The 21,708-nt window shown below is 70.0% G+C and carries 17 protein-coding genes and 2 pseudogenes; 6 read left to right on the top strand and 13 right to left on the bottom strand.

Translation table 11 applies throughout. The features are described from left to right. Positions 1 to 29: 29 nt before the first annotated feature. A complete protein-coding gene (locus OG507_RS29455) occupies positions 30 to 2,423 on the bottom strand; it encodes an ATP/GTP-binding protein (RefSeq protein ID WP_327370151.1) in 2,394 nt (797 codons plus the stop codon). Between the two features lie 313 nt (positions 2,424 to 2,736). On the opposite strand from OG507_RS29455, the gene gabT reads away from it, so the two are divergent. Both gabT and OG507_RS29445 read left to right on the top strand, forming a co-directional pair. Next, positions 2,737 to 4,077, top strand: a complete 1,341-nt coding sequence (gabT, locus tag OG507_RS29450) for a 4-aminobutyrate--2-oxoglutarate transaminase (RefSeq protein WP_327370150.1) — start codon at positions 2,737 to 2,739, stop codon at positions 4,075 to 4,077. 148 nt (positions 4,078 to 4,225) lie between these two features. Further along, a complete protein-coding gene (locus tag OG507_RS29445; protein WP_327370149.1) occupies positions 4,226 to 5,041 on the top strand; it encodes a phosphatase PAP2 family protein in 816 nt (271 codons plus the stop codon). Here OG507_RS29445 and OG507_RS29440 read toward each other — a convergent pair. From OG507_RS29440 to OG507_RS29405, 8 genes are all read right to left on the bottom strand, one after another. Further along, positions 4,992 to 6,821 (bottom strand): chitinase, encoded by a 1,830-nt coding sequence (locus OG507_RS29440; RefSeq protein ID WP_327370148.1) that lies wholly within the window; start codon positions 6,819 to 6,821, stop codon positions 4,992 to 4,994. The two genes, OG507_RS29445 and OG507_RS29440, sit on opposite strands and share 50 nt — an antisense overlap. Before the next feature lie 206 nt (positions 6,822 to 7,027). Then, positions 7,028 to 7,489 (bottom strand): hypothetical protein, encoded by a 462-nt coding sequence (locus OG507_RS29435; RefSeq protein ID WP_327370147.1) that lies wholly within the window; start codon positions 7,487 to 7,489, stop codon positions 7,028 to 7,030. 136 nt (positions 7,490 to 7,625) lie between these two features. After that, the gene (locus OG507_RS29430; RefSeq protein ID WP_327370146.1) at positions 7,626 to 9,041 is read right to left on the bottom strand and encodes an NAD(P)/FAD-dependent oxidoreductase; all 1,416 of its coding nucleotides are present in this window, start codon (positions 9,039 to 9,041) and stop codon (positions 7,626 to 7,628) included. A 24-nt stretch (positions 9,042 to 9,065) separates the two neighbouring features. After that, entirely contained in the window at positions 9,066 to 9,866 is an 801-nt protein-coding gene (locus OG507_RS29425; protein WP_327370145.1) for an ABC transporter permease, read from the bottom strand. After that, a complete protein-coding gene (locus tag OG507_RS29420) occupies positions 9,866 to 10,795 on the bottom strand; it encodes an ABC transporter permease (protein WP_327370144.1) in 930 nt (309 codons plus the stop codon). The genes OG507_RS29425 and OG507_RS29420 overlap by 1 nt, the downstream gene beginning before the upstream one ends. Further along, entirely contained in the window at positions 10,792 to 11,940 is a 1,149-nt protein-coding gene (locus OG507_RS29415; protein WP_327370143.1) for an ABC transporter ATP-binding protein, read from the bottom strand. Before OG507_RS29415 ends, OG507_RS29420 begins: the two co-directional genes overlap by 4 nt. A 58-nt stretch (positions 11,941 to 11,998) precedes the next feature. Continuing rightward, positions 11,999 to 13,249 carry an ABC transporter substrate-binding protein gene (locus OG507_RS29410; protein WP_327370142.1) on the bottom strand — a complete coding sequence of 417 codons (1,251 nt, stop codon included), beginning with the start codon at positions 13,247 to 13,249 and terminating at the stop codon, positions 11,999 to 12,001. 43 nt (positions 13,250 to 13,292) lie between these two features. Beyond that, positions 13,293 to 14,807, bottom strand: coding sequence for a gamma-aminobutyraldehyde dehydrogenase (locus OG507_RS29405; RefSeq protein ID WP_327370141.1), 1,515 nt, complete (start codon positions 14,805 to 14,807; stop codon positions 13,293 to 13,295). Between the two features lie 215 nt (positions 14,808 to 15,022). Here OG507_RS29405 and OG507_RS29400 point away from each other — a divergent pair, with 215 nt between their 5' ends. Next, on the top strand, positions 15,023 to 15,562 hold the full coding sequence (locus OG507_RS29400) for an NADAR family protein (RefSeq protein WP_442811038.1): 540 nt from the start codon (positions 15,023 to 15,025) through the stop codon (positions 15,560 to 15,562). 66 nt (positions 15,563 to 15,628) lie between these two features. Here OG507_RS29400 and OG507_RS29395 read toward each other — a convergent pair whose 3' ends face one another. Continuing rightward, positions 15,629 to 16,354 (bottom strand): DUF4190 domain-containing protein, encoded by a 726-nt coding sequence (locus OG507_RS29395; RefSeq protein WP_327370139.1) that lies wholly within the window; start codon positions 16,352 to 16,354, stop codon positions 15,629 to 15,631. A 135-nt stretch (positions 16,355 to 16,489) separates the two neighbouring features. On the opposite strand from OG507_RS29395, the gene OG507_RS29390 reads away from it, so the two are divergent. From OG507_RS29390 to OG507_RS40485, 3 genes and pseudogenes are all read left to right on the top strand, one after another. Next, positions 16,490 to 17,524, top strand: a complete 1,035-nt coding sequence (locus OG507_RS29390; protein ID WP_327370138.1) for an adenosine deaminase — start codon at positions 16,490 to 16,492, stop codon at positions 17,522 to 17,524. A 21-nt stretch (positions 17,525 to 17,545) separates the two neighbouring features. Next, a complete protein-coding gene (locus OG507_RS29385) occupies positions 17,546 to 18,250 on the top strand; it encodes a glycerophosphodiester phosphodiesterase (RefSeq protein WP_327370137.1) in 705 nt (234 codons plus the stop codon). A 13-nt stretch (positions 18,251 to 18,263) separates the two neighbouring features. Further along, positions 18,264 to 18,434 (top strand): annotated as a pseudogene (locus tag OG507_RS40485) (SAM-dependent methyltransferase); the annotation flags it as partial. 129 nt (positions 18,435 to 18,563) lie between these two features. Here OG507_RS40485 and OG507_RS29375 read toward each other — a convergent pair. The 3 genes and pseudogenes from OG507_RS29375 to OG507_RS29365 all read right to left on the bottom strand — a co-directional run bounded on the left by OG507_RS29375 (position 18,564) and on the right by OG507_RS29365 (position 21,683). After that, the gene (locus OG507_RS29375; RefSeq protein WP_327370136.1) at positions 18,564 to 19,109 is read right to left on the bottom strand and encodes a hypothetical protein; all 546 of its coding nucleotides are present in this window, start codon (positions 19,107 to 19,109) and stop codon (positions 18,564 to 18,566) included. Between the two features lie 53 nt (positions 19,110 to 19,162). Continuing rightward, positions 19,163 to 20,056, bottom strand: a pseudogene (locus OG507_RS29370) (polyamine ABC transporter substrate-binding protein); the annotation flags it as partial. A gap of 187 nt (positions 20,057 to 20,243) precedes the next feature. Then, complete coding sequence (locus OG507_RS29365; RefSeq protein WP_327370135.1) at positions 20,244 to 21,683, bottom strand: gamma-aminobutyraldehyde dehydrogenase; 1,440 nt, start codon at positions 21,681 to 21,683, stop codon at positions 20,244 to 20,246. Positions 21,684 to 21,708 lie beyond the last annotated feature (25 nt).

Below are 21,708 nucleotides of genomic sequence, written 5' to 3'. Positions count from 1 at the left end.
CCTGCCCCCTCGGGCCACACCCCGTACGCTCAGCCGCTCAGGTCCACCAGCAGCGGCGGCGCGTGCTCGCCCCGTACGGTCGTCAGGGACAGCACCGCGTGTCCGGCCGGCACCCGGTGGGCCAGTTCGGAGGCCGACCAGCGTTCCCGCTCGACCTGGCGGACGGTCACCGCGTCCGTGGTGACCGCCTTGCCGGTGACCAGTTTGCGGAAGGCGTGGATGGCCCGGGTCATCGGCTGGTCGGCGAAGACTGTGCGCTGGGTGACGTCGCGGGTCTCGACCCACTCCGTTCCCCAGGCCTCGGCGAACTTCTTCCCGTCCCACGTGGTGATGCCGGAGAACGCCATCCGGCAGCCGACCGCGCCGAGCAGCGCCGTGTGCAGCTGCTCCGGTACGTCGTCCAGGGTGCGCAGGGTGAGTACGGCCCCGGCGTGCGCGGAGCGCAGCCGCTGGATTCCGCGGACGGTGTCGGGGGTCAGGGTGTGGGTCGCGTCGTCGAGGACCAGGCAGGCGAAGAGGGAACGGTCGGTGCGGGCAGCGGCGCTCGCGGTGAACTGGGCGAGTACCAGGCGTGCCAGCACCCGGGACGCCTCGGCGTGGCCGCGTTCGGGCAGGTCGATACGGACCCGCAGCGGATGCTCCAGGGCCCGCAGCGAGAAGGGGCGGGCCTTGCCCGTGGTGTCGAAGAACTCGCTGAACGCGGGCCGGTCGAGCAGCGCCACCCGGTCGGCGAGAGCCGGGCCCGGGTCGCCCGGGGCACCGGCCTGGCGGGCGCGGGCGTCGAGTTCGCGCCGCATGCCGGGGTTCCCGGTCGCGTCGAGCGCCTCGCGCAGGGCGGTCAGGGCATCGGGCACGCCGTCCAGGAGTTCGCGCAGCTCGGGTACGGAGGGGAAGCGGCCGTGTGCGGCCCGGAAGGGGCCGAGGAGCTGGGCGAGGGCCGTGGCGGCACGGCGGCTGTCGACCTCGGGGAGGTCACCGACCAGGCCGTCGGCGAGGACGGTGGCGGCCTCGTCGGGGTCGGTGGCGCCGCCGTACAGGTCGAGATCGTGCACGGAGGACGGGTCGCCGACCTTGATGACGACGTCGAACCCCTGGTCGCCGCCGAGCTGGGTACCGGCGGCGCACACGGCGACGACGGCGGCCTGTCCGGCGAGCGCCTGCAGTGCGAGGGATTCGACGACGGGCCGGGTCAGTGCCCGGCTCTTGCCCGCGCCGGGCGGGCCGACGGCGAGCAGGGACGTGCCCAGCAGCCCGGGGTCGAGGGCGATGCCGCTGCCGCGCCGGGCGTACGGGTTGCGCTCGCCGTCCTCGACGGTGCCGAGCCTGACCTGCTGGACCAGCAGATCGTGCCGGGCGGCGCGGACCGGGAGGTCACGTGCGCCGGAGGGGTGAGTGCAGGCGGCGGAGCCGTTGCGCAGCACGGTGTCGGTGAAGGCGGGGAGCCGGGTGTGGTCGGCGCGTACGGATGTCCAGGCGCGGCGGATCCGGGCGTAGTCGACGTCGTTCATCCGCCCGGACCGGGTCTCCTCGGCGAGCTTGGCGGCGGCCCGGTGCTGTCCGGCGGCGCGCAGATCGGGCCATTCGGCCGGGTCGTCCTCGCCGCCCACCACGACGGTGTCCGCACCGCCGTGCACGGGCGGCTGCGCCGGGTCTCGGCCGTCGCGGCCCGGTGCGGGCTGCGGGGACCGGCCGCGCCGCCACACCTCGGTCCACCGCCCCAGCCGGGCGAACGGCCACACGACCACCAGGGTGAGCAGGACGTACAGCCCATAGCTGATCACCACGGACATCGGCTGGTCGGGGCCCAGCCAGGAGCCGGGGACCAGACCGAAGGCCAGCCCCATTCCCGGCACGGTCCCGTTCCACACCAGAATCCAGACCAGCAGCGCGCCGATCGCCGCACCGCCCGCCCGTGCGGCGGCTCCCCGGGCGGCGACGCACCGTTCGAAGGCGGCAGGCCAGTTGCCCAGGCGGCCGAATCCGTAGACGAGGCCGCCGATGATCAGCAGCCGGTAGAGGTCGAGCGCACGGACCGCGCCCCGGGTCTGCGGCTCGTCGCCGAAGGGCCCCCACCAGTCGCCGGGGGTGAAGAGCTTCAGCGGCACCCGCCAGTACGGGATGTAGTTGTTGCGCCAGAGGGACCAGACGAGGACGCAGGCCAGCAGCGAGATCACCGCGCCGCTGATCAGTGTGCGGTCCGGGGTGCGCTCCTTCTCCTCGGCGGGCCGGGGCACGTGACCGAGCCGCCAGACACCGGGTTCGGCTGCGGGTCTCGGGATGCGGAGCCAGTCCGCCAGGGAGGGGCCCGAGGCGGGCGCGTATCCGGGCCTGGGCGGCAGTTCGGGCGGTGGCGGGCCGGCCGGGCGCGGCACCGGATGACCGGAGCGGGTGCCGCGTGAGTCGAACGTGCCCTCGGTGTCCATGTGCTGTCCCTCGTCCCCTGACCAGCGCCGACCGGTAACTCCGGGCACGGGCGCCCGAAGTCATCAATCTAGTGCCCCGTACCACTCCGTCAGACGCGGTCCGGCGGGAAGTCTCCGGCCGCTGCCCGGGGTCTTCCCCGCACACGGACACACACCCGCGCGACGCCGCGGCCCGGCGTCCGTGACCCCGTCACTATGTCCGTGGCGGACAAGCGCGTGCGGCCACCACTCCCGAACGGAACATGCCGGACCCCGGTCCTCGCCCATAGCCTGCAGGAAGAGAAGCGTCCGAAACACCCCACAGGAGCCCCTCATGACCGCAATTCCGCAGGAGCGCCGCGTCGTCACTGCCATTCCCGGCCCGAAGTCGGTGGAGCTGCAGGCCCGCCGTCTCGCGACGGTGGCCGCAGGTGTGGGCTCCACCCTGCCGGTGTTCACCGCCCGCGCCGGCGGCGGAATCATCGAGGACGTGGACGGCAACCGTCTGATCGACCTCGGTTCCGGTATCGCCGTGACGTCGGTCGGCGCCTCCGCCGAGGCCGTCGTACGCCGCGCCTCCGCGCAGCTCGCCGACTTCACCCACACCTGTTTCATGGTCACGCCGTACGAGGGGTACGTCGAGGTCTGTGAGCAGCTCGCCGAGCTGACGCCGGGCGACCACGCCAAGAAGTCCGCGCTGTTCAACTCGGGCGCCGAGGCCGTCGAGAACGCGGTGAAGATCGCCCGCGCCTACACCAAGCGCACCGCGGTCGTCGTCTTCGACCACGGCTACCACGGCCGTACCAACCTCACGATGGCGCTGACCGCCAAGAACATGCCGTACAAGCAGGGCTTCGGCCCGTTCGCGCCCGAGGTCTACCGGGTGCCGGTGGCGTACGGCTACCGCTGGCCGACCGGGGCCGAGAACGCCGGCGCGGAGGCGTCCGCCCAGGCCATCGACCAGATCACCAAGCAGATCGGCGCGGACAACGTCGCCGCGATCATCATCGAGCCGGTGCTCGGCGAGGGCGGCTTCATCGAGCCGGCCAAGGGCTTCCTCCCGGCGATCGCGCAGTTCGCCAAGGACAACGGGATCGTCTTCGTCGCCGACGAGATCCAGTCCGGCTTCTGCCGTACCGGCCAGTGGTTCGCCTGTGAGGACGAGGGCATCGTCCCCGACCTGATCACCACCGCCAAGGGCATCGCGGGCGGTCTGCCGCTCTCCGCCGTCACGGGCCGCGCCGAGATCATGGACGCCGCGCACGCGGGCGGCCTCGGTGGTACGTACGGCGGAAACCCGGTGGCCTGCGCGGGTGCGCTCGGTGCCATCGAGACGATGCGCGAGCTGGACCTGAACGGGAAGGCGAAGCGCATCGAGGAGGTCATGAAGGGCCGCCTCGCCGAGATGCAGGCGAAGCTGCCGAACGGCGATCTCATCGGTGACATCCGCGGCCGTGGCGCGATGATCGCGATCGAGCTGGTGAAGTCCGGCACGAAGGACCCGAACCCGGAGGCCGCCGCGACGCTCGCCAAGGCCTGCCACGCGGAGGGCGTGCTCGTCCTCACCTGCGGCACGTACGGCAACGTTTTGCGCTTCCTCCCGCCGCTGGTGATCGGCGAGGACCTGCTGACCGAGGCGCTCGACGTCATCGAGCAGGCTTTCGGCCGGATCTGATCTGTGCGAACCCCCGGCGGCGACGGAAGGCGTTTTCGCCGGGGATGCCGGGGGCCGCGTGAGGGCCTGTGAAGAACGTGTGGGGGGCCGATGGCGGGATCCGTTTCCGTCTGTCGGTCCCCCGTCCGCTGACGTACGGTTTCCGCAGATGAGAGAAACACCCCGCCCGCAGGGGACTGTCGGCGACGCCGGGCCGGAGCTTCCCCAGCACCGTTCTGGCCGTGCCTTCGCGCACGCCACTGGGGCCTTCGGCTCCGGAACTCCTCACCGATCGGATGGCCGCTCGCCCCAAACCCCCCGGGGCGCGCGGCAAACCGATCCGACCGGCCGCCCCGGAACCACCCCCCCTGTTCCCGGGCGGCCGGCTCTTCTTGTTTCCCTGGTGTCGTCCCTCCTGGCACTCTTCGCGCTCACCACCTGGCAGGTCGGGGCCGGCGGTCCGCTGAGGTCGCTGGACGAGCGGGCCGGCCGGGCAGTCGTCGGACACGGACCTGCCGGGCCGACCGGATTCCTCGCCGATCTCGGCAACATGCAGGTGGCGCTCCCGGTGCTGGGCTGCGCGATCATCTGGGCGCTGGTGCGCGGGGCGCGCCGTGAGCCGTTGTACGCGGTGCTCACCATGGCGGCAGTGCCACTGCTGGTCGTCCCGCTCAAGGACTGGATCGCCCGCCCCGGACCGCTCACCGAGGCCACCGGTTACTACCCGTCCGGCCATGCGGCGACGGCCGCGGTGGCCTACGGGGCGGCGGCGCTGCTGATCGCGCCGTATGCGAGGCGTTCGTGGATGATGCCCGTCGCCGCTGCCTTGCTGACAACGGCGACGGGCATCGGTCTGGTGCTGCGCGGCTATCACTGGCCGCTGGATGTGCTGGGCAGCTGGTTCCTGTGCGGGCTGCTGCTCCTGCCGCTGGGGCTCAGCCGCCGAAGTAGGCGTCGAAGTTCTTCGAGAACTCCCCGTTGTTGAAGCGGTCCCAGTTGATCGACCACGTCATCAGCCCGCGCAGCCCCGGCCATGTCCCGTGGGTCGCGTACGAACCGCAGTCGGTCTTCTTCGTCAGGCAGTTCAGCGCCTTGTTGACCTCGGCGGGTGCGGTGTAGCCGTTGCCCGCCTGGGTGGAGGCCGGCAGACCGATGGCGATCTGGTCGGGGCGGAGCGCCGGGAAGACCTTGGTGGTGTCGCCGGCCACCGGGAATCCGGTGAGCAGCATGTCGGTCATGGCGATGTGGAAGTCCGCGCCGCCCATCGAGTGGTACTGGTTGTCAAGACCCATGATGGAGCCCGAGTTGTAGTCCTGGACGTGGAGCAGGGTCAGGTCGTCACGCAGGGCGTGGATGACCGGGAGGTAGGCACCGGCGCGCGGGTCCTGGCCGCCCCAGGGGCCCGAACCGTAGTACTGGTAGCCGAGCTGCACGAAGAAGGTCTCGGGGGCCATGGTGAGGACGAAGTCGTCGCCGTACTTGGCCTTGAGGGTCTTCACCGCGGAGATCAGGTTGACGATGACCGGGGTGGTCGGGCTGCGGAAGTCGGTGTCCCCGGTGTTCAGCGAGAGCGAGTGGCCCTCGAAGTCGATGTCGAGGCCGTCCAGACCGTACTCGTCGATGATCTTGCTGACGGAGGAGACGAAGGTGTCGCGGGCGGCGGTGGTGGAGAGCTGCACCTGGCCGTTCGCGCCGCCGATGGAGATCAGCACCTTCTTGCCCGCGGCCTGCTTGGCCTTGATGGCCGCCTTGAACTCGGCGACGGACTCGACGTTCGGGCACTCGCTGACCGGGCAGAGCGAGAAGCGGATGTCGCCCGAGGTGACGGAGGTCGGCTCGCCGAAGGCCAGGTCGATGACGTCCCAGGAGTCGGGTACGTCGGCCATTCGCGTGTAGCCGGAGCCGTTGGCGAAGCTGGAGTGCAGATAGCCGACGAGGGCGTGGGCGGGCAGCGCGCCGCCGCCCCCGCCGCCTGGGCCGCCCGCCGTGGTGGTGGCGGATACGGCGGTGGACCTGGCGGACTCACCGGCGGAGTTGGTCGCGGCGACCTGGAAGCTGTACGTGGTCGACGCGGCGAGGCCCGTCACGGTGGCGGAGGTGCCGGTGACCGAGAGGACCTTCGTGCCGCCCCGGTAGACGTTGTAGCCGGTGGCCCCCGAGGAGCCGGTCCAGGAGAGGTCGACGGAGGAGGCGGTGGCCGTGCCGGCCCTCAGTCCGGTGGGGGTGGCCGGGAGTGCGACCGGGTCGCCGCCGGGGCCGATCAGGGTGAGGTCGTCGGCGTAGTAGGTGGGGGTGCCGTACCAGCCGTGGGTGTAGACGGTCACCGAGGTGGTGGACGGACCGGTCCTGAACGTGGTGGTGAGCTGCTGCCAGCCGGTCGCCGACGGCGTCCAGGTGGACACGTCGGTGGTGCCGGTGCCCTCCGCGCCGAGGTAGGCGTAACTGCCCTGCACCCAGGCACTCAGGGTGTAGGTGGAGTCCGGCTTGACCGTCACGGACTGGGAGCACTTGGCGTTGTCGCTGCCGGCCGGGGTCGCCTTCAGCGCCTTGGTGCCGCCATGGGTGGGCGTGCTGACGACGGCTCCGCTGCCGCCGGTACAGCTCCAGCCGTCCAGGCCGGCCTCGAAGCCGCCGTTGCGTGCCAGATCGGAGTCGGCGGCGGCGGCGGACGGTGCGGCGGCGGCCAGGCCTCCCGCGGCGAGCAGGGCGGCCGCGACGGCGGCCAGAAGTCCGGTAAATCGGGCGGGGGGTCCCGTGCGTTCCACAACGGCCTCCGTGCATGGGGGAATTGAGTGCGGCGGCCACAACATGGTCCAGACCAATCAGGTTGTCAAGACCTCTGGCGGCACCCCGGGAGTGACGGGGTGCCGCCAGAGGTGCTGCCGACCGCGTGCACCGATCCCCCGCCGGCCCATGCCGAGGTGCCGTCGGGCGCGTGCGCCGATCCCCGTGATCCCCGCCGCCGCCCCCGTCAGTCCGCGCCGTTCTCGGCCCTCCCCGCCACCGCCTCATGCATCGCGAGCTCCAGAAGCGTCGCGTCGGTGAGCGTGCCCGAGCCGTCCGGCGGGATCAGCCAGCGCACCCCGCCCGTGGCCTCGCGCCCCGGATAAGGCACGACGATCCAGGTCCCCTGCCCCGCTCCCCGTACGCCGGTGCCGACCCAGCGCGTGGCCGTGCCCGGTGGCACGAAGAAGCCCATGCGGGCCTCGCCGAAATCGGAGAGAACCGGCCCGGGCCGGTCGATGAGACGGGTGAGCACATCGAGCGTGGGATAGCCCAGCTCCCCCGGAAGAATCAGTACGTCCCAGCGCCGGCCGGCGGGAAGGAGCGCGACCCCGTGGGGGTTGCGCTCCCATTCCCACCGGCAGGCGTCCGGATCCGGCGCCACCGATGCGAGCCACTCCACCGCTGCTTTGACCCCCGCGCCGGCCATGACCAGCCTCCAATCCGTGTGCACCGGCCATGCATTGCCGGTGCGTGCACACGGGAGAGAGGGGTGGCGCCGATCCATTACGCGGGTTCGGGTCGTCAGTTGGCAGTGACCTGGGTCACCCCACTCCGTACCGCGCTCAGCTGTCGAAGCCGAGCCCCAGCCGGTCCATCGTCCGCAGCCACAGATTGCGGTGCCCGCCGTTGCTGTCCGCCCTGGCCAGCGACCGCTTGGTGAGCTCGATCCCGGCCCAGGCGAAGGGCTCCGGCGGGAACGGCATCGGCTTGCTGCGGACCATCTCCAGAGCGGTCAGTTCGCTCTCTTCGCCCGCCAGCAGATCGAGCATCACATCGGCCCCGAACCGGGTGGCCCCCACGCCGAGACCGGTGTATCCGGCGGCATAGGCGACCCGGCCCCGATGGGCCGTACCGAAGAATGCGGAAAAGCGGGAACAGGTGTCGATCGCCCCGCCCCAGGCATGACTGAAACGGACCCCGGCCAGCTGCGGGAAACAGTCGAAGAACTGGCCCGCGAGCTTGAGGAAGGTCTCCGGACGCTGATCGAGATCGGCGCTCAGCCGGCCCCCGTACGGATAGATCGCGTCATAGCCGCCCCACAGAATCCGTTTGTCGGCCGACAACCGGAAGTAGTGGAACTGATTGGCGCTGTCGCCCAGTCCCTGCCGGTTCCTCCAGCCGATCGAGGCGAGCTGGCCGGCGGTGAGCGGTTCGGTCATCAGCGCGTAGTCATAGACCGGGACGGTGTACGGACGCACCCGCTTGACCAGCGACGGGAAGATGTTCGTACCGAGTGCGACCCGGCGGGCGAGGACCCTCCCGTACGGCGTGCGGACCGCCATCCCGGTGGCGGTCCTGGCCAGTTCGAGGCCCCGGGTGTGTTCGTACACCCGTACTCCCAGATCGAGACAGGCCCGCTTCAGGCCCCAGGCCAGTTTGGCGGGGTGCAGCATGGCTACGCCGTTCCGGTCCCAGATTCCGCCCAGGAATGTGGGCGAGTCGACCTCGGCGCGCAGCGCGTCCCGGTCCAGGAATTCCATTCCGGTGAATCCGAGCCCTTCGGCCTCCCGGTGCCATTCCTGAAGCTCTTCGAGCTGGTGGGGTTCGGTGGCGACATCGATTTCGCCGGTGCGCTCGAATGCGCAGTCGATGGAATGGCGGGCGACGGCGGCCTCGATGGCGTCGAGGTTTCGTGCCCCCAGCTCCTCCAGTTTCCTGATCTCGTCCGGCCAGCGTTCCAGGCCGTTGGGCAGGCCGTGGGTGAGGGAGGCGGCGCAGAATCCGCCGTTGCGGCCCGAGGCGGCCCAGCCCACCTCGTGCCCCTCGATCAGTACGACGTCCCGCTCCGGGTCGCGCTCCTTGGCGAGCAGCGCGGTCCACAGTCCGCTGTAACCGCCGCCGATGACGAGGAGGTCGCAGTGCTCGTCGCCGGTGAGTGCGGGCAGCGCCTCGGGCCTGCCGGGGTCGTCCAGCCAGAACGAGACCGGCTTGGCTTCGCGGAGTGATTGTGCAGCAGTACGCATGGCAGCTGGGGCCATGGTTTCCAACTCCTTCAGGGCCTTCTAATGTGCGCTGTTCTTACGCCGGTTCGCGATCAGCTGGCCGACGACGACCACCAGCACGGCAATGATGAACATCGCGGTGCCGATGACGTTGATCTGCACGGGCGTGCCGCGCTGCGCCGATCCCCAGACGAACATGGGGAAGGTGACGGTGTTGCCCGAGTTGAAGTTGGTGATGATGAAGTCGTCGAAGGAGAGCGCGAAGGCGAGCAGTGCTCCCGCCGCGATTCCGGGGGCGGCGATCGGCAGCGTCACCCGCAGGAAGGTCTGTACGGGGCCCGCGTACAGATCGCGGGCCGCCTCCTCCAGCCGCGGGTCCATCGACATCACACGCGCCTTGACGGCCGTCACTACGAAGCTCAGGCAGAACATGATGTGTGCGATGAGGATCGTCCAGAAGCCCAGCTGTGCGCCCATGTTGAGGAAGAGCGTGAGCAGTGAGGCCGCCATGACGACCTCGGGCATCGCCATGGGCAGGAAGATCAGCGAGTTGATCGCGCCGCGCGCCCGGAAGCGGTAGCGGACCAGTGCGAACGCGATCATCGTGCCGAGCACGGTCGCGCCGATCGTCGCCCAGGCGGCGATCTGGAGGGAGAGCGAGAGCGAGCCGCACATGTCGGCGACGCCGCAGGGGTCCTTCCAGGCGTCCAGCGAGAACCGCTGCCAGGCGTAGTTGAAGCGCCCGTTCGGCTTGTTGAACGAGAACACCATCACGACGACGTTCGGAAGGATCATGTACGCGAGGGTCAGCAGACCCGCGATGACGATCAGGTTCCGGCGAATCCAGCGCAGTACGGGCATCAGACCAGGTCCTCCGTCCCGGAGCGGCGGATGTAGACGGTGACCATGATCAGGACGACCGCCATGAGCATGAAGGAGAGCGCGGCCGCCGTCGGATAGTCGAGGACGCGCAGGAACTGGGTCTGGATGACGCTGCCGACCATCTTGGTGTCGGTGGAGCCCAGCAGTTCCGCGTTGACGTAGTCACCGCTGGCCGGGATGAAGGTCAGCAGCGTTCCGGAGACGACACCCGGCATGGAGAGCGGGAAGGTCACCTTGCGGAAGGTGGTGGCGGGGGTGGCGTACAGATCTCCGGCCGCCTCGTGCAGCCTGCCGTCGATCCGCTCCAGCGAGGTGTAGAGCGGCAGGATCATGAACGGCAGGAAGTTGTACGTGAGACCGCAGACGACCGCCATCGGCGTGGCCAGCACCCGGTTGGACTCGGTCCAGCCGAGCCAGCTGGTGACGTCCAGGACGTGCAGGGTGTTCAGTACGTCGACGACCGCGCCGCCGTCCGCGAGGATCGTCTTCCAGGCGAGCGTACGGATCAGGAAGCTGGTGAAGAACGGCGCGATGACCAGCACGAGAACGACGTTGCGCCAGCGGCCTGCCTTGAACGCGATGAGGTACGCGAGCGGGTAGCCGAGCAGCAGGCACAGGATCGTGGCGGTGCCCGCGTACAGCAGGGACCGGATGAACTGCGGGTAGTAGTCCTTCAGCGCGTCCCAGTACGTCTGGAAGTGCCAGGTGACCTCGAATCCCTTCTCCAGGGATCCGGTCTGTACGGAGGTCGACGCCTGGTAGACCAGCGGCAGCGCGAAGAAGACGACCAGCCACAGGATGCCGGGGAGCAGCAGCCAGTAGGGGACGAGGCGCTTGCGGGTGGAGGGTTTGCGTACCTTCGGCCGGGTGATGGGCGCGGCTGGCGGCGCCTCCTTGGTGAGGGTCACGCCGCGTCCTCCACCGTCTCCACACCGGCGTCGATGTCCTGTGCGGCGTCGAGGCCGAAGGTGTGCGCCGGGTTCCAGTGCAGGACGACCTCGGCGCCCACCGTGAAGCCGGCGCGCCTCTCGACGTTCTGCTCGTACACATGGAGCGCCTTGCCCGCCGGGCTCTCCACGACGTACTGCGTGGACACACCGATGAAGCTGGAGTCGACGATCCGGCCGGTGACCCGGTTGCGGCCGTCGGCGATCGCGTCCGCGTCGTCGGCGTGCGCCAGCGAGATCTTCTCCGGGCGTACGCCGAGGAGCAGCTTGCCGCCATCCGTGGTCGGGGCCGTACACCGGTCGGTGGGCAGCCGCAGCTTTCCGCCGCCCGCCGCGACGACTATGTCCGTGCCCGTGGAGACGATCTCGCCCTCGATGAGGTTCGAGGTGCCCAGGAAGTTGGCGACGAAGGTCGTGCCCGGGTTCTCGTACAGATCGGCGGGGGCGCCGAGCTGCTCGACGCGGCCCGCGTTCATCACCGCGACGGTGTCGGCCATGGTCATGGCCTCCTCCTGGTCGTGGGTGACGTGGATGAACGTGATGCCGACCTCGGTCTGGATGCGCTTGAGCTCAAGCTGCATCTGGCGGCGCAGCTTGAGGTCGAGGGCGCCGAGCGGCTCGTCGAGCAGGAGCACCTGCGGGTGGTTGATCAGGGCGCGGGCGACGGCGACGCGCTGCTGCTGGCCGCCGGAGAGCTGATGCGGTTTGCGCTTCGCGAAGTCGCCGAGCTGGACGAGCTCCAGCATGTCGTCGACCTGCTTCTTCACCGACTTGATGCCGCGCCGGCGCAGGCCGAAGGCGACGTTCTCGGTGATGTCGAGGTGCGGGAAGAGCGCATAGCTCTGGAAGACGGTGTTGACGGGCCGCTTGTACGGGGGCAGGCCCGTGATGTCCCGGCCGCCGAGCGAGACGGTGCCGGTGGTGGCCTCCTCCAGGCCCGCGATCATCCGCAGGGTGGTGGTCTTGCCGCAGCCCGACGCGCCGAGCAGCGCGAAGAAGGAGCCCTGCGGGACGGTCAGGTCGAGCGGTTCGACGGCGGTGAAGGAGCCGTACGTCTTGCTGATCCCGGTGAGGCGGACATCGCCGCCTGTCTGCTGCTGTGTCATGGGTCGCAGTCCCAGTGGTGTCAGGGGGAGATCGGGCGAGGGGGAAAGGGCACGGCGCTCAGGCGCCGATGAGCTTGGCGAACTTCTCCTCGTACGCCGTCTCTTCCTTGCTCGTCAGTGAGCGGAAGGCGTGCGATCGGGCCGCCATCTCCTTGTCGGGGAGGATGAGTGTGTTGGAGGCCATCGCCTCGTCGATCTTGGCGAGTTCCTCGCGGACACCGTCGACCGGGCAGACGTAGTTGATGTAGGCGGCGAGCTCCGCGGCGACCGGCGGCTCGTAGTAGTAGTCCATGAGCTTCTCGGCGTTGGTCTTGTGCCGTGCCTTGGCCGGGACCAGCATGTTGTCGCTCGACGTGATGTAACCGGCGGCCGGGATGGCGTACTTGATGTCCGGGTTTCCGGCCTGGAGCTGGATGATGTCTCCGGCCCACGCGACACAGGCGGCGATGTCGCCCTTGTCGAGGTCCGCGGTGTAGTCGTTGCCGGTGAAGCGGCGGATCTGCTTCTTGTCGACGCCCTTCTGGATCCGGCCGATCGCGGCGTCGTAGTCGGCGTCGGTGAACGTCCCGGGGTCCTTGCCCATGTCGAGCAGGGTCATGCCGACGGAGTCACGCATTTCGGAGAGGAACCCGACCCGTCCCTTGAGCGCGGGGTCGTCGAGCAGCTGAGTGATGGAGTCGACCTTGCGGCCGCCGGTCGCCTTGGAGTTGTAGGCGATGACGGTGGGGATGCCGGTCCAGGGGTACGAGTAGGCGCGGCCCGGGTCCCAGTCGGGGGTGCGGAACTGGGACGAGAGGTTGGCGAAGGCGTGCGGCAGGTTCGCCGGGTCGAGCTTCTGGGCCCAGCCGAGCCGGATGATGCGGGCGGCGAGCCAGTCGGTCACGATGATGAGGTCGCGGCCGGTGTCCTGTCCCGCGGCGAGCTGCGGTTTTATCTTGCCGAAGAACTCGACGTTGTCGTTGATGTCCTCGGTGTACTTGACCTTGATCCCGGTGCGTTTCGTGAACGCCTCCAGGGTGGGCCGGTGCTTCTCGTCCTCACTGACGTCCATGTACTCGGTCCAGTTGGAGAAGTTGATCTGCTTCTCCTTGGCCGAGTGGTCGTCGGTGGGCGCCGCGGCGTCCCCTTCCCGCTTCGCGGGCGGGATGCCGCATGCGCTCAGCGTCCCCAGTCCGCCGATCGCGAGCGCTCCCATGCCGGAGGCGCGCAGCAGTGATCGGCGGGTCAGGGCGCCCCGGCCGCTGGTCAGACTGCGTCGCATCGCGGCCAGCTGGGCCGCGGAGAGACGCTCGGGCTCGTACTGCTCCATGCGCGTTGCCCTTTCGGGTGTGTGGGGCCGGGGGTCGGCCGGGTTATCGGTCCCCGAAGATCGTGCGGTGCCAGTCCTTCCTGGCAACCGCGGTGTTGTCGTACATGACGTGCTTGACCTGTGTGTACTCCTCGAAGGAGTACGACGACATGTCCTTTCCGAAGCCGCTGGCCTTGTACCCGCCGTGCGGCATCTCGCTGATGATCGGGATGTGGTCGTTGATCCAGACGCAGCCCGCCTTGATCTCGCGGGTGGCGCGGTTCGCCCGGTACAGATCGCGGGTCCAGGCGGAGGCGGCGAGTCCGTACGGGGTGTCGTTGGCGAGGCGGATGCCCTCGTCGTCGGTGTCGAAGGGCAGCACGACCAGGACCGGGCCGAAGATCTCGGACTGGACGATCTCGCTGTCCTGGGCGGCGCCCGCGACCAGGGTGGGCCGGTAGTAGGCACCGGCCGCCAGTTCGCCGCCGGGGGCCTCGCCCCCGGTCACGACGGTGGCGTACGCGCGGGCGCGCTCCACGAATCCGGCGACGCGGTCCCGCTGCGCGTGGCTGATCAGCGGGCCGAGGTCGGTCGAGGGGTCGAAGGGATCGCCGAGCCGCACGGTCTCCATCAGCTCGGCGACGCCCTGCACGAAGGCGTCGTACAGCGGGCGCTGGACGTAGGCGCGGGTGGCGGCGGTGCAGTCCTGCCCGGTGTTGATGAGCGCCCCGGCGACCGCGCCGTGGACGGCGGCTTCGAGGTCGGCGTCGTCGAAGACCAGGAAAGGGGCCTTGCCGCCGAGTTCGAGGTGGAGGCGCTTGACGGTGGAGGTGGCGATCTCGGCGACCCGCTTGCCGACGGCGGTGGAGCCGGTGAAGGAGGTCATGACGACGTCCGGGTGGCCGACGAGATGCTCACCGGCATCCTTGCCCGCCCCCGTGACGATGTTGATCACACCGTCCGGGATGCCCGCCTCCGTGGCCGCCTGAGCGAACATCAGCGAGGTCAGCGGGGTGATCTCGGCGGGCTTCAGCACGATGGTGTTGCCTGCGGCGACGGCCGGGAGGATCTTCCAGGCGGCCATCTGGAGCGGGTAGTTCCAGGGCGCGATGGAGCCGATGACGCCGATCGCCTCACGGCGTACGTAGGAGGTGTGGTCGCCGTCGTACTCGGCGGCCGACCTGCCCTCCAGGTGGCGGGCGGCGCCCGCGAAGAAGGAGGTGTTGTCGACGGTGCCGGGGATGTCGAACTCGGTGGAGAGCTTGATCGGCTTGCCGCACTGGAGGGACTCGACGTACGCGAAGTCGTCGGCCTGCCCGGCGAGTACGGCGGCGAAGCGGTGCATCGCCTCGGCCCGCTCGGCCGGGGTCGCGGCCGACCAGCCGGGGAACGCCTGGCGTGCGGCGGCGACGGCCGCGTCGACATCGGCGGTGCCCGCCAACTCGTACGTGTAGACGCTCTCGCCCGTGGCCGGGTCCACCACCTCGTGGTGACGTCCCGATGTCCCGGACCGCAGCTTTCCGCCGATGTACTGTGCGCCGTCCGCGAAGCGGTCCCGCACCTGGATGCCGTTGCCCATGACGCTCTCCTCGGCCGCGGTCCCCGGAAAACGGGACGGCGTGGCCTCTGCTCGATTTGAGTGCCGATCCTGACAGAGGGGATCCACCCCAACAAGTGATTCCGTTGTTGCCTTTTGGTTACGCGACGGAATCTGTCGACCATGTGTCGCGTCCTTGCGGAATTCCCCGTACGGAGTGTCAGTGGCGGATGCCAGACTCGCGTGTCATGGAACACATGGACGATCTCCTGGTACGGACCGGGCGCGGCGAGAAGGTGAAGTACCTGCGCTTCTGGGGGCACCGCCCGCGGCCGGACGGCCGCATCGGTGCGAGCTGTCTCAGCCAGTGGTGGCCGGCGCCCTTCACGGTCGACGGTGTGACATACGCATCGGCCGAGCACTGGATGATGGCCGCCAAGGCGCGGCTCTTCGGCGACGCGGAGGCGGTGGACCGCGCGGTGGCGGCGAAGAGCCCGGCCCAGGCGAAGAAGGTGGGGCGGCAGGTTCGCGGTTTCGACGGCGCGGTGTGGGAGCGCGAGCGGTACGCCCTGGTGGTGGCCGGCAGCGTCCACAAGTTCGCCCATCACCCCGAGCTGCGGGAATTCCTGCTGAACACCGGGGACCGGGTGCTGGTCGAGGCGAGCCCCATGGACCGGATATGGGGCATCGGGCTGGCGGCGGACGACCCGCGTGCGGAGAACCCGGCGACATGGCGGGGGCTGAATCTGCTGGGGTTCGCGCTGATGGACGCGCGGGCGGAGCTGCGCGCGGCGTGAGGCGGCCGGGATGTCCGATGACCGGGAGAGCCGGGGGTCCGGCCCGCCCGGCCATCGGGAGGGGCACTAGCGCGTGACGTCGACCACCAGGGACGTGGAGTACGGGTCGTCGTTGTACGGGTCGTCGAACTCGTCGCCATGAGCGACGAACAGCCAGATGAAGAAGCTGATGATCGCCACACCGAAGACGATGCCGATGGACCCCATGATGATCCCGGCGAGGGCCTGACCGCTGTTGGTCGCCTCGCCGCGCTGGACCCGCTTGCGGCCCAGGATGCCGAAGATCAGGGCGAGTGCGCCCAGGATCAGGCTGGGTATCCCGTAGATGCAGAACAGGGCGACGGCCAGGATGCCGAGCACCATGGCTGCCGTACCCAGGCCGTTGGCGGGCGAGGGACCGCCCCAGGGTGCCTGGCCGTAGCCGGTGTACCCGGCGGGGTAGCCGCCGTACTGCGGGGCCGGTGCGGCCGGGTAGCCGTACTGCCCCGCGGCCGGCGGGACCTGCTGGCCCGGTCCGTTCGGCGCGATCGGCGGCGGCGGTACCTCCCCGGGGCCGAACCCGGGGCCGGGGCCGGGCACCTGCCCGCTCGGCGCCCCGGCACCGAAGCCCGGTCCCGCGGCAGGTGCGGGCCCCTCCCCCACTCCCGGCATCGAGGTGACGGTCTGCTGATCGTGCACCGCCGGCGGCCGGGGATCACCGGCCGGCTTCTCCAGCGGCACCTTGTTCTCCGGCGGCGCCCACGGATCGCGCGGCGCGGCCCCGCCCGCGGGCTGCTCTGTGTTGTCTGACATGGCCCTCCCCCATCGTGATCCCGTAATGCTACGGCCCACCGCCGCACGGCAGGACCCGGCCTACGATGATCCCCGTCCCCTGCCCGGCCGACCCGCGCCCGGCACCCGAACCGTCCCACGCCCCCGGAGAATCCGATGACCGATCTGCACCCCTTCATCGCGGGGCTGCCCAAGGCGGAACTGCACGTCCACCACGTCGGGTCCGCATCGCCGCGCATCGTCGCCGAGCTGGCCGCGCACCACCCCGACTCCAAGGTCCCCACCGACCCCGAGGCGCTGGCCGACTACTTCACCTTCACGGACTTCAGGCACTTCATCGAGGTGTATCTCTCCGTCGTGGACCTGATCCGCACCCCGGAGGACGTCCGGCTGCTGACCTTCGAGGTCGCCCGTGACATGGCCCGGCAGAACATCCGTTACGCGGAGCTGACCGTCACCCCGTTCAGCTCGACCCGGCGCGGCATCCCGGAGCAGGCGTTCATGGAGGCGATAGAGGACGCCCGCAAGGCGGCCGAGGCCGAGCTCGGGGTCGTCCTGCGCTGGTGCTTCGACATTCCCGGCGAGGCCGGGCTCGAATCGGCCGAGGAGACCGTCCGGCTCGCCGTGGACCTGCGGCCCGAGGGCCTCGTCTCGTTCGGGCTCGGCGGCCCGGAGATCGGCGTACCCCGCCCGCAGTTCAAGCCCTACTTCGACCGGGCGATCGCCGAGGGCCTGCACTCCGTGCCGCACGCCGGGGAGACCACCGGGCCGCAGACCGTCTGGGACGCACTGACCCATCTGCGCGCCGAGCGCATCGGCCACGGCACCACCTCCGTACAGGACCCGAGGCTGCTTGCCCACCTCGCCGAGCACCGCATCCCGCTGGAGGTCTGCCCGACCTCGAACATCGCGACCCGCGCGGTGGCGGACATCGAGCAGCACCCGGTCAGGGAGATGGTGCAGGCGGGCGTCCTGGTCACCATCAACAGCGACGACCCGCCGATGTTCGGCACGGACCTCAACAACGAGTACGGGGTGGCCGCCCGCCTCCTCGGCCTGGACGAGCGCGGTCTCGCGGCGCTGGCGAAGAACGCGGTCGAGGCCTCGTACCTCGACGCGGCCGGAAAGCGGACGCTGGCCGCCGAGATCGACACGTACACGGCGAACTGGCTGGAGCGCACCGGCCGCTGACCCGGTGGTCACAATGGCCCCATGGCCACCACTGTCACCGCCGTGGCCCACCGCGGCGATCCGTACCGTGTCCGCGAGAACACGCTGCCCTCGATCCGCTCCGCCCTCGAACGGGGGGCGGACGCGGTCGAGATCGATGTGCGGGTCACCCGCGACGGCGTACCGGTCCTGCTGCACGACGCCACGCTGGGGCGGCTGTGGGGTCATGACGTACGCCTGGACCGGCTCACCCACCAGGAGCTCACCGAGCTGACCGGGGGCGGTGTGCCCACGCTGCGCGATGCCCTGCTCGCCGCCGGGGCGCACCGCGTCATGGTCGATCTGCCCGGCTCGACCGACGGTTCCGTACGCCGGGCCGTCGGCGTGGTGCGCGAGTGCGGGGCCGGCGAGCGGGCGTACTACTGCGCGGGCCCCGATGCCATGCTGCGGGTGCGCGCCGCCGATCCGAACGCCGAGATCGCCCTGACCTGGACGACCCTCGCACCGCCACGCGCCACGCTGCTCGACGCGGTGCGGCCGCGGTGGCTGAACTACCGGTTCGGCCTGGTGGACCGGGAGCTGACGGACCGTCTCCACCGGGACGGACTGCTGGTCTCCGCCTGGACCGCCGACACCAGGCGCACCATGCGCCGCCTCGTGCGGCAGGGGGTCGACTCGATCACCACCAACCGGGTCGACGCCCTGCACAGCGTCCTGGCCGATTCCCCGCCCACCGGCCCTTCTTGAACCGGTCCGGCACCGCGCGGTCGGCGACCGGGTCACCACCATGTATCCGGGCATCGGCGAAGTGGCGCGCGCGCCGACCGGGCGTTCCTGGGGCGGGCCGTGCGGTATCTCGCCGGTGACGCGGGGATCGGCCAGTTCCTGGACATCGGCCGGCCTGCCGACCGCCGGCAACACGCACGAGGTCACGTTCCTGACGGGGCTGGACCTGGTGGAGCCGGGCATCGTGTCCTGCGCGCACTGGCGCGCGGAGCCCGGTGCGGTGCGGGTCGCCCAGTTCGGCGCGATGGCGCGGAAGCCGTGACCGGGATCCGGCTCAGGCGGCCGTCGCAGGTGCCGTCGCCGGTGCCGGTTCCGGCCCCTGCGGCAGCGCCTCCAGCCGCTTGATCATGCGGCGTACGACGAGCAGCGGGAGCACCCCGAAGACGCCGAACGACATGTCGATGACCGACCACCAGAAGGGGATGCCGCGGATCGGCCCGCAGATCAGGGCGAGCGGAATGATCCCGGCGCAGGCGATCATGCCGAACTCGACGACCCAGATGTTGCGGACCGGGTCGCGGTAGGGGCCGTAGAAGGCGACCGCGATGACGAGGTGCGCGAAGGCCAGCCAGTCGGTGCCGTACAGCACGAAGGGGTACTTCGCGTCGGCCTCGTCGAGGCCGGTGCGGACCCGGGTGATCCACTCCATCAGGGCCGGGAAGTGCTCGGGTACGGGAGAGGCCGAGGACTTCAGCAGGTCCTCGGCCCAGTGGAGTTCATGGACGAGCGGGAAGGCGGTCAGCCCGCTCAGCACCAGACAGACGACAAAGACGGCCACCCACACGCGTATGCGCCTCAGCAAGGCTCTTCGCTCGCTCATGTCCGCAGCGTACGCCCGCGTTTACCTGCTCTTTACGCCGCCCCCGGTACGGCTCACAGGCCGACGATGGAGTTCCACTTCTTCGCGAATCCGGGGCGCTCCTCGGACGTGATGTCGCGTGTGATCGCCAGCCGTTTGCGCATCGCGTCGTCGGGGAAGATCAGCGGGTCCTCGGCGAGCGCGGCCGTCTCCTCGTCCTTGGACGAGGCCAGCACCTCGCGGGCGGCGGGGACAGGGCAGACGTAGTTGACCCAGGTCGCGAGCTCCGCGGCGACCTCCGGCTCGTAGTAGTAGTCGATGAGCTTCTCGGCATTGCTCTTGTGGCGGGCGAGGTTGGGGATCATGAGGGATTCCGCCCAGAGTTCGGCGCCCTCCTCGGGCACGACGAACTCGATGTCCGGGTTGTCGGCCTGGAGCTGGATGACGTCGCCGGAGTAGGCCTGGCAGGCGAGCACATCGCCGGTCGACAGGTCCTTGATGTAGTCGTTGCCGGTGAAGCGGCGGATGTGTTTTCCCCTCACCAGCTTCTCCACCTGGTCGCACACCTCGTAGAAGTCGTCCCGCTCCCAGCGGGTGATGTCGACGGCGTTGCCCTGCATCAGGAGGGCGAAGGACTCGTCGAGTCCGGACAGCAGCGTCACCTTGCCGCGCAGGTCGTCCGCCCACAGATCGCTCAGGTGCCTGATCTCGCGGCCGAGCTTCCCGCGGTTGTAGGCGATGCCGGTGATCCCGGACTGCCAGGGGACGCTGCGCGTCCGGCCCCGGTCGAAAGCGGGGATCCGCAGCTGCGGATCGAGGTACTCGGCGACGTTGGGCTGCTCGGCGCGGTCCATCTCCTGCACCCAGCCGAGCCGTACGAAGCGGGCGGCCATCCAGTCGCTGACGACGATCAGGTCCCGGCCGGTCTCCTGGTGGTTCATCAGCGCCGGGCTGATCTTCCCGGAGAAGGGGACCGGCGGGACATGGGGTTCTTCGGGGTTGCTCGCACCCGCGCAGGATGCCGGTCGGGCGACGGCGCGGGCAATGGACCAACCGTCCAGCGGCACACGCTCCGTCCGCACACCCTGTCGATGCCGGGGTACGGGAACGGCCCCGGGCTCAGGCCCGGGGCCGTACGCGGCAGCTGACGGAGGATCAGTCCTCGATCGACGTCATGACGTGCTTGATGCGGGTGTAGTCCTCGAAGCCGTACGCGGAGAGGTCCTTGCCGTAACCGGACTTCTTGAATCCACCGTGCGGCATCTCGGCGACGAGCGGAATGTGGGTGTTGATCCACACACAGCCGAAGTCGAGGTTCTTGGACATCCGCATGGCCCGTGCGTGGTCCTTGGTCCACACGGAGGAGGCCAGGGCGTACTCGACGCCGTTGGCGTACGCGACGGCCTGGGCCTCGTCCGTGAACTTCTGGACGGTGATGACCGGGCCGAAGACCTCGTTCTGGATGATCTCGTCGTCCTGCTGGAGGCCCGAGACGACGGTCGCGGCGTAGAAGTAGCCCTTCTCGCCGACCCGGTGGCCGCCCGCCTCGACCTTGGCGTGGGCGGGGAGCCGCTCGATGAAGCCGCTGACCTGCTTCAGCTGGTTGGCGTTGTTGAGCGGACCGTACAGCACGTCCTCGTCGTCCGGCTGCCCCGTCTTGGTGTCGGCGGCGGCCTTGGCCAGGGCGGTGACGAACTCGTCGTGGATCGACTCGTGGACCAGGACGCGGGTCGCGGCCGTACAGTCCTGGCCCGCGTTGAAGTAGCCCGCGACGGAGATGCCCTCGACGGCCTTGGCGATGTCGGTGTCCTCGAACACGACGACCGGGGCCTTGCCGCCCAGCTCCAGGTGGACCCGCTTGACGTCCTTGGCCGCGGACTCGGCGACCTGCATGCCGGCCCGCACCGAGCCGGTGATGGAGGCCATCGCCGGAATCGGGTGCTCGACCATCGCGCGGCCGGTGTCGCGGTCGCCGCAGATGACGTTGAAGACGCCCTTGGGCAGGATCTGGCCGATGATCTCGGCGATCAGCACGGTCGACGCCGGGGTGGTGTCGGACGGCTTGATGACGACGGTGTTGCCCGCGGCGAGCGCCGGGGCGAACTTCCAGACGGCCATCATCATCGGGTAGTTCCACGGCGCGACCTGCGCGCAGACACCGACCGGCTCGCGGCGGACGATGGAGGTGAGGCCCTCCATGTACTCACCGGCCGAGCGGCCTTCGAGCATCCGCGCCGCGCCCGCGAAGAAGCGGATCTGGTCCACCATGGGCGGGATCTCTTCGGTGCGGGTCAGCTCGATCGGCTTGCCGGTGTTCTCCGACTCGGCGGCGATGAGATCCTCGGCGCGCTCCTCGAAGGCGTCCGCGATCTTCAGCAGAGCCCTCTGACGCTCGGCGGGCGTGGCATCCCGCCAGGCGGGGAAGGCGGCCGCGGCGGCGTCCATCGCGGCATCGACATCGGCCTGGCCGGAGAGCGGGGAGGTCGCGTAGACCTCTTCCGTCGCCGGGTTGACCACATCGATGGTCCGCCCGTCAGCGGCGTCCCGGAACTCTCCGTTGATGTAGTTGCGCAGACGGCGCACCTCGGTGGTCACAACCACCCCTCCTGTCGACACGTCC

The organism is Streptomyces sp. NBC_01217 (genome assembly GCF_035994185.1).
Taxonomy (GTDB): Bacteria; Actinomycetota; Actinomycetes; order Streptomycetales; family Streptomycetaceae; genus Streptomyces.
This window is presented reverse-complemented; position numbering and strand designations above follow the sequence as displayed.

Excerpts from the sequence above, each read along its gene's own strand:
- OG507_RS29455 (WP_327370151.1), bottom strand. The coding sequence starts at position 2,423 with ATGGACACCGAGGGCACGTTCGACTCACGCGGCACCCGCTCCGGTCAT.
- gabT (WP_327370150.1), top strand. The coding sequence starts at position 2,737 with ATGACCGCAATTCCGCAGGAGCGCCGCGTCGTCACTGCCATTCCCGGC.
- OG507_RS29445 (WP_327370149.1), top strand. The coding sequence starts at position 4,226 with ATGAGAGAAACACCCCGCCCGCAGGGGACTGTCGGCGACGCCGGGCCG.
- OG507_RS29435 (WP_327370147.1), bottom strand. The coding sequence starts at position 7,489 with ATGGCCGGCGCGGGGGTCAAAGCAGCGGTGGAGTGGCTCGCATCGGTG.
- OG507_RS29430 (WP_327370146.1), bottom strand. The coding sequence starts at position 9,041 with ATGGCCCCAGCTGCCATGCGTACTGCTGCACAATCACTCCGCGAAGCC.
- OG507_RS29425 (WP_327370145.1), bottom strand. The coding sequence starts at position 9,866 with ATGCCCGTACTGCGCTGGATTCGCCGGAACCTGATCGTCATCGCGGGT.
- OG507_RS29415 (WP_327370143.1), bottom strand. The coding sequence starts at position 11,940 with ATGACACAGCAGCAGACAGGCGGCGATGTCCGCCTCACCGGGATCAGC.
- OG507_RS29410 (WP_327370142.1), bottom strand. The coding sequence starts at position 13,249 with ATGGAGCAGTACGAGCCCGAGCGTCTCTCCGCGGCCCAGCTGGCCGCG.
- OG507_RS29405 (WP_327370141.1), bottom strand. The coding sequence starts at position 14,807 with ATGGGCAACGGCATCCAGGTGCGGGACCGCTTCGCGGACGGCGCACAG.
- OG507_RS29400 (WP_442811038.1), top strand. The coding sequence starts at position 15,023 with ATGGACGATCTCCTGGTACGGACCGGGCGCGGCGAGAAGGTGAAGTAC.
- OG507_RS29395 (WP_327370139.1), bottom strand. The coding sequence starts at position 16,354 with ATGTCAGACAACACAGAGCAGCCCGCGGGCGGGGCCGCGCCGCGCGAT.
- OG507_RS29390 (WP_327370138.1), top strand. The coding sequence starts at position 16,490 with ATGACCGATCTGCACCCCTTCATCGCGGGGCTGCCCAAGGCGGAACTG.
- OG507_RS29385 (WP_327370137.1), top strand. The coding sequence starts at position 17,546 with ATGGCCACCACTGTCACCGCCGTGGCCCACCGCGGCGATCCGTACCGT.
- OG507_RS29375 (WP_327370136.1), bottom strand. The coding sequence starts at position 19,109 with ATGAGCGAGCGAAGAGCCTTGCTGAGGCGCATACGCGTGTGGGTGGCC.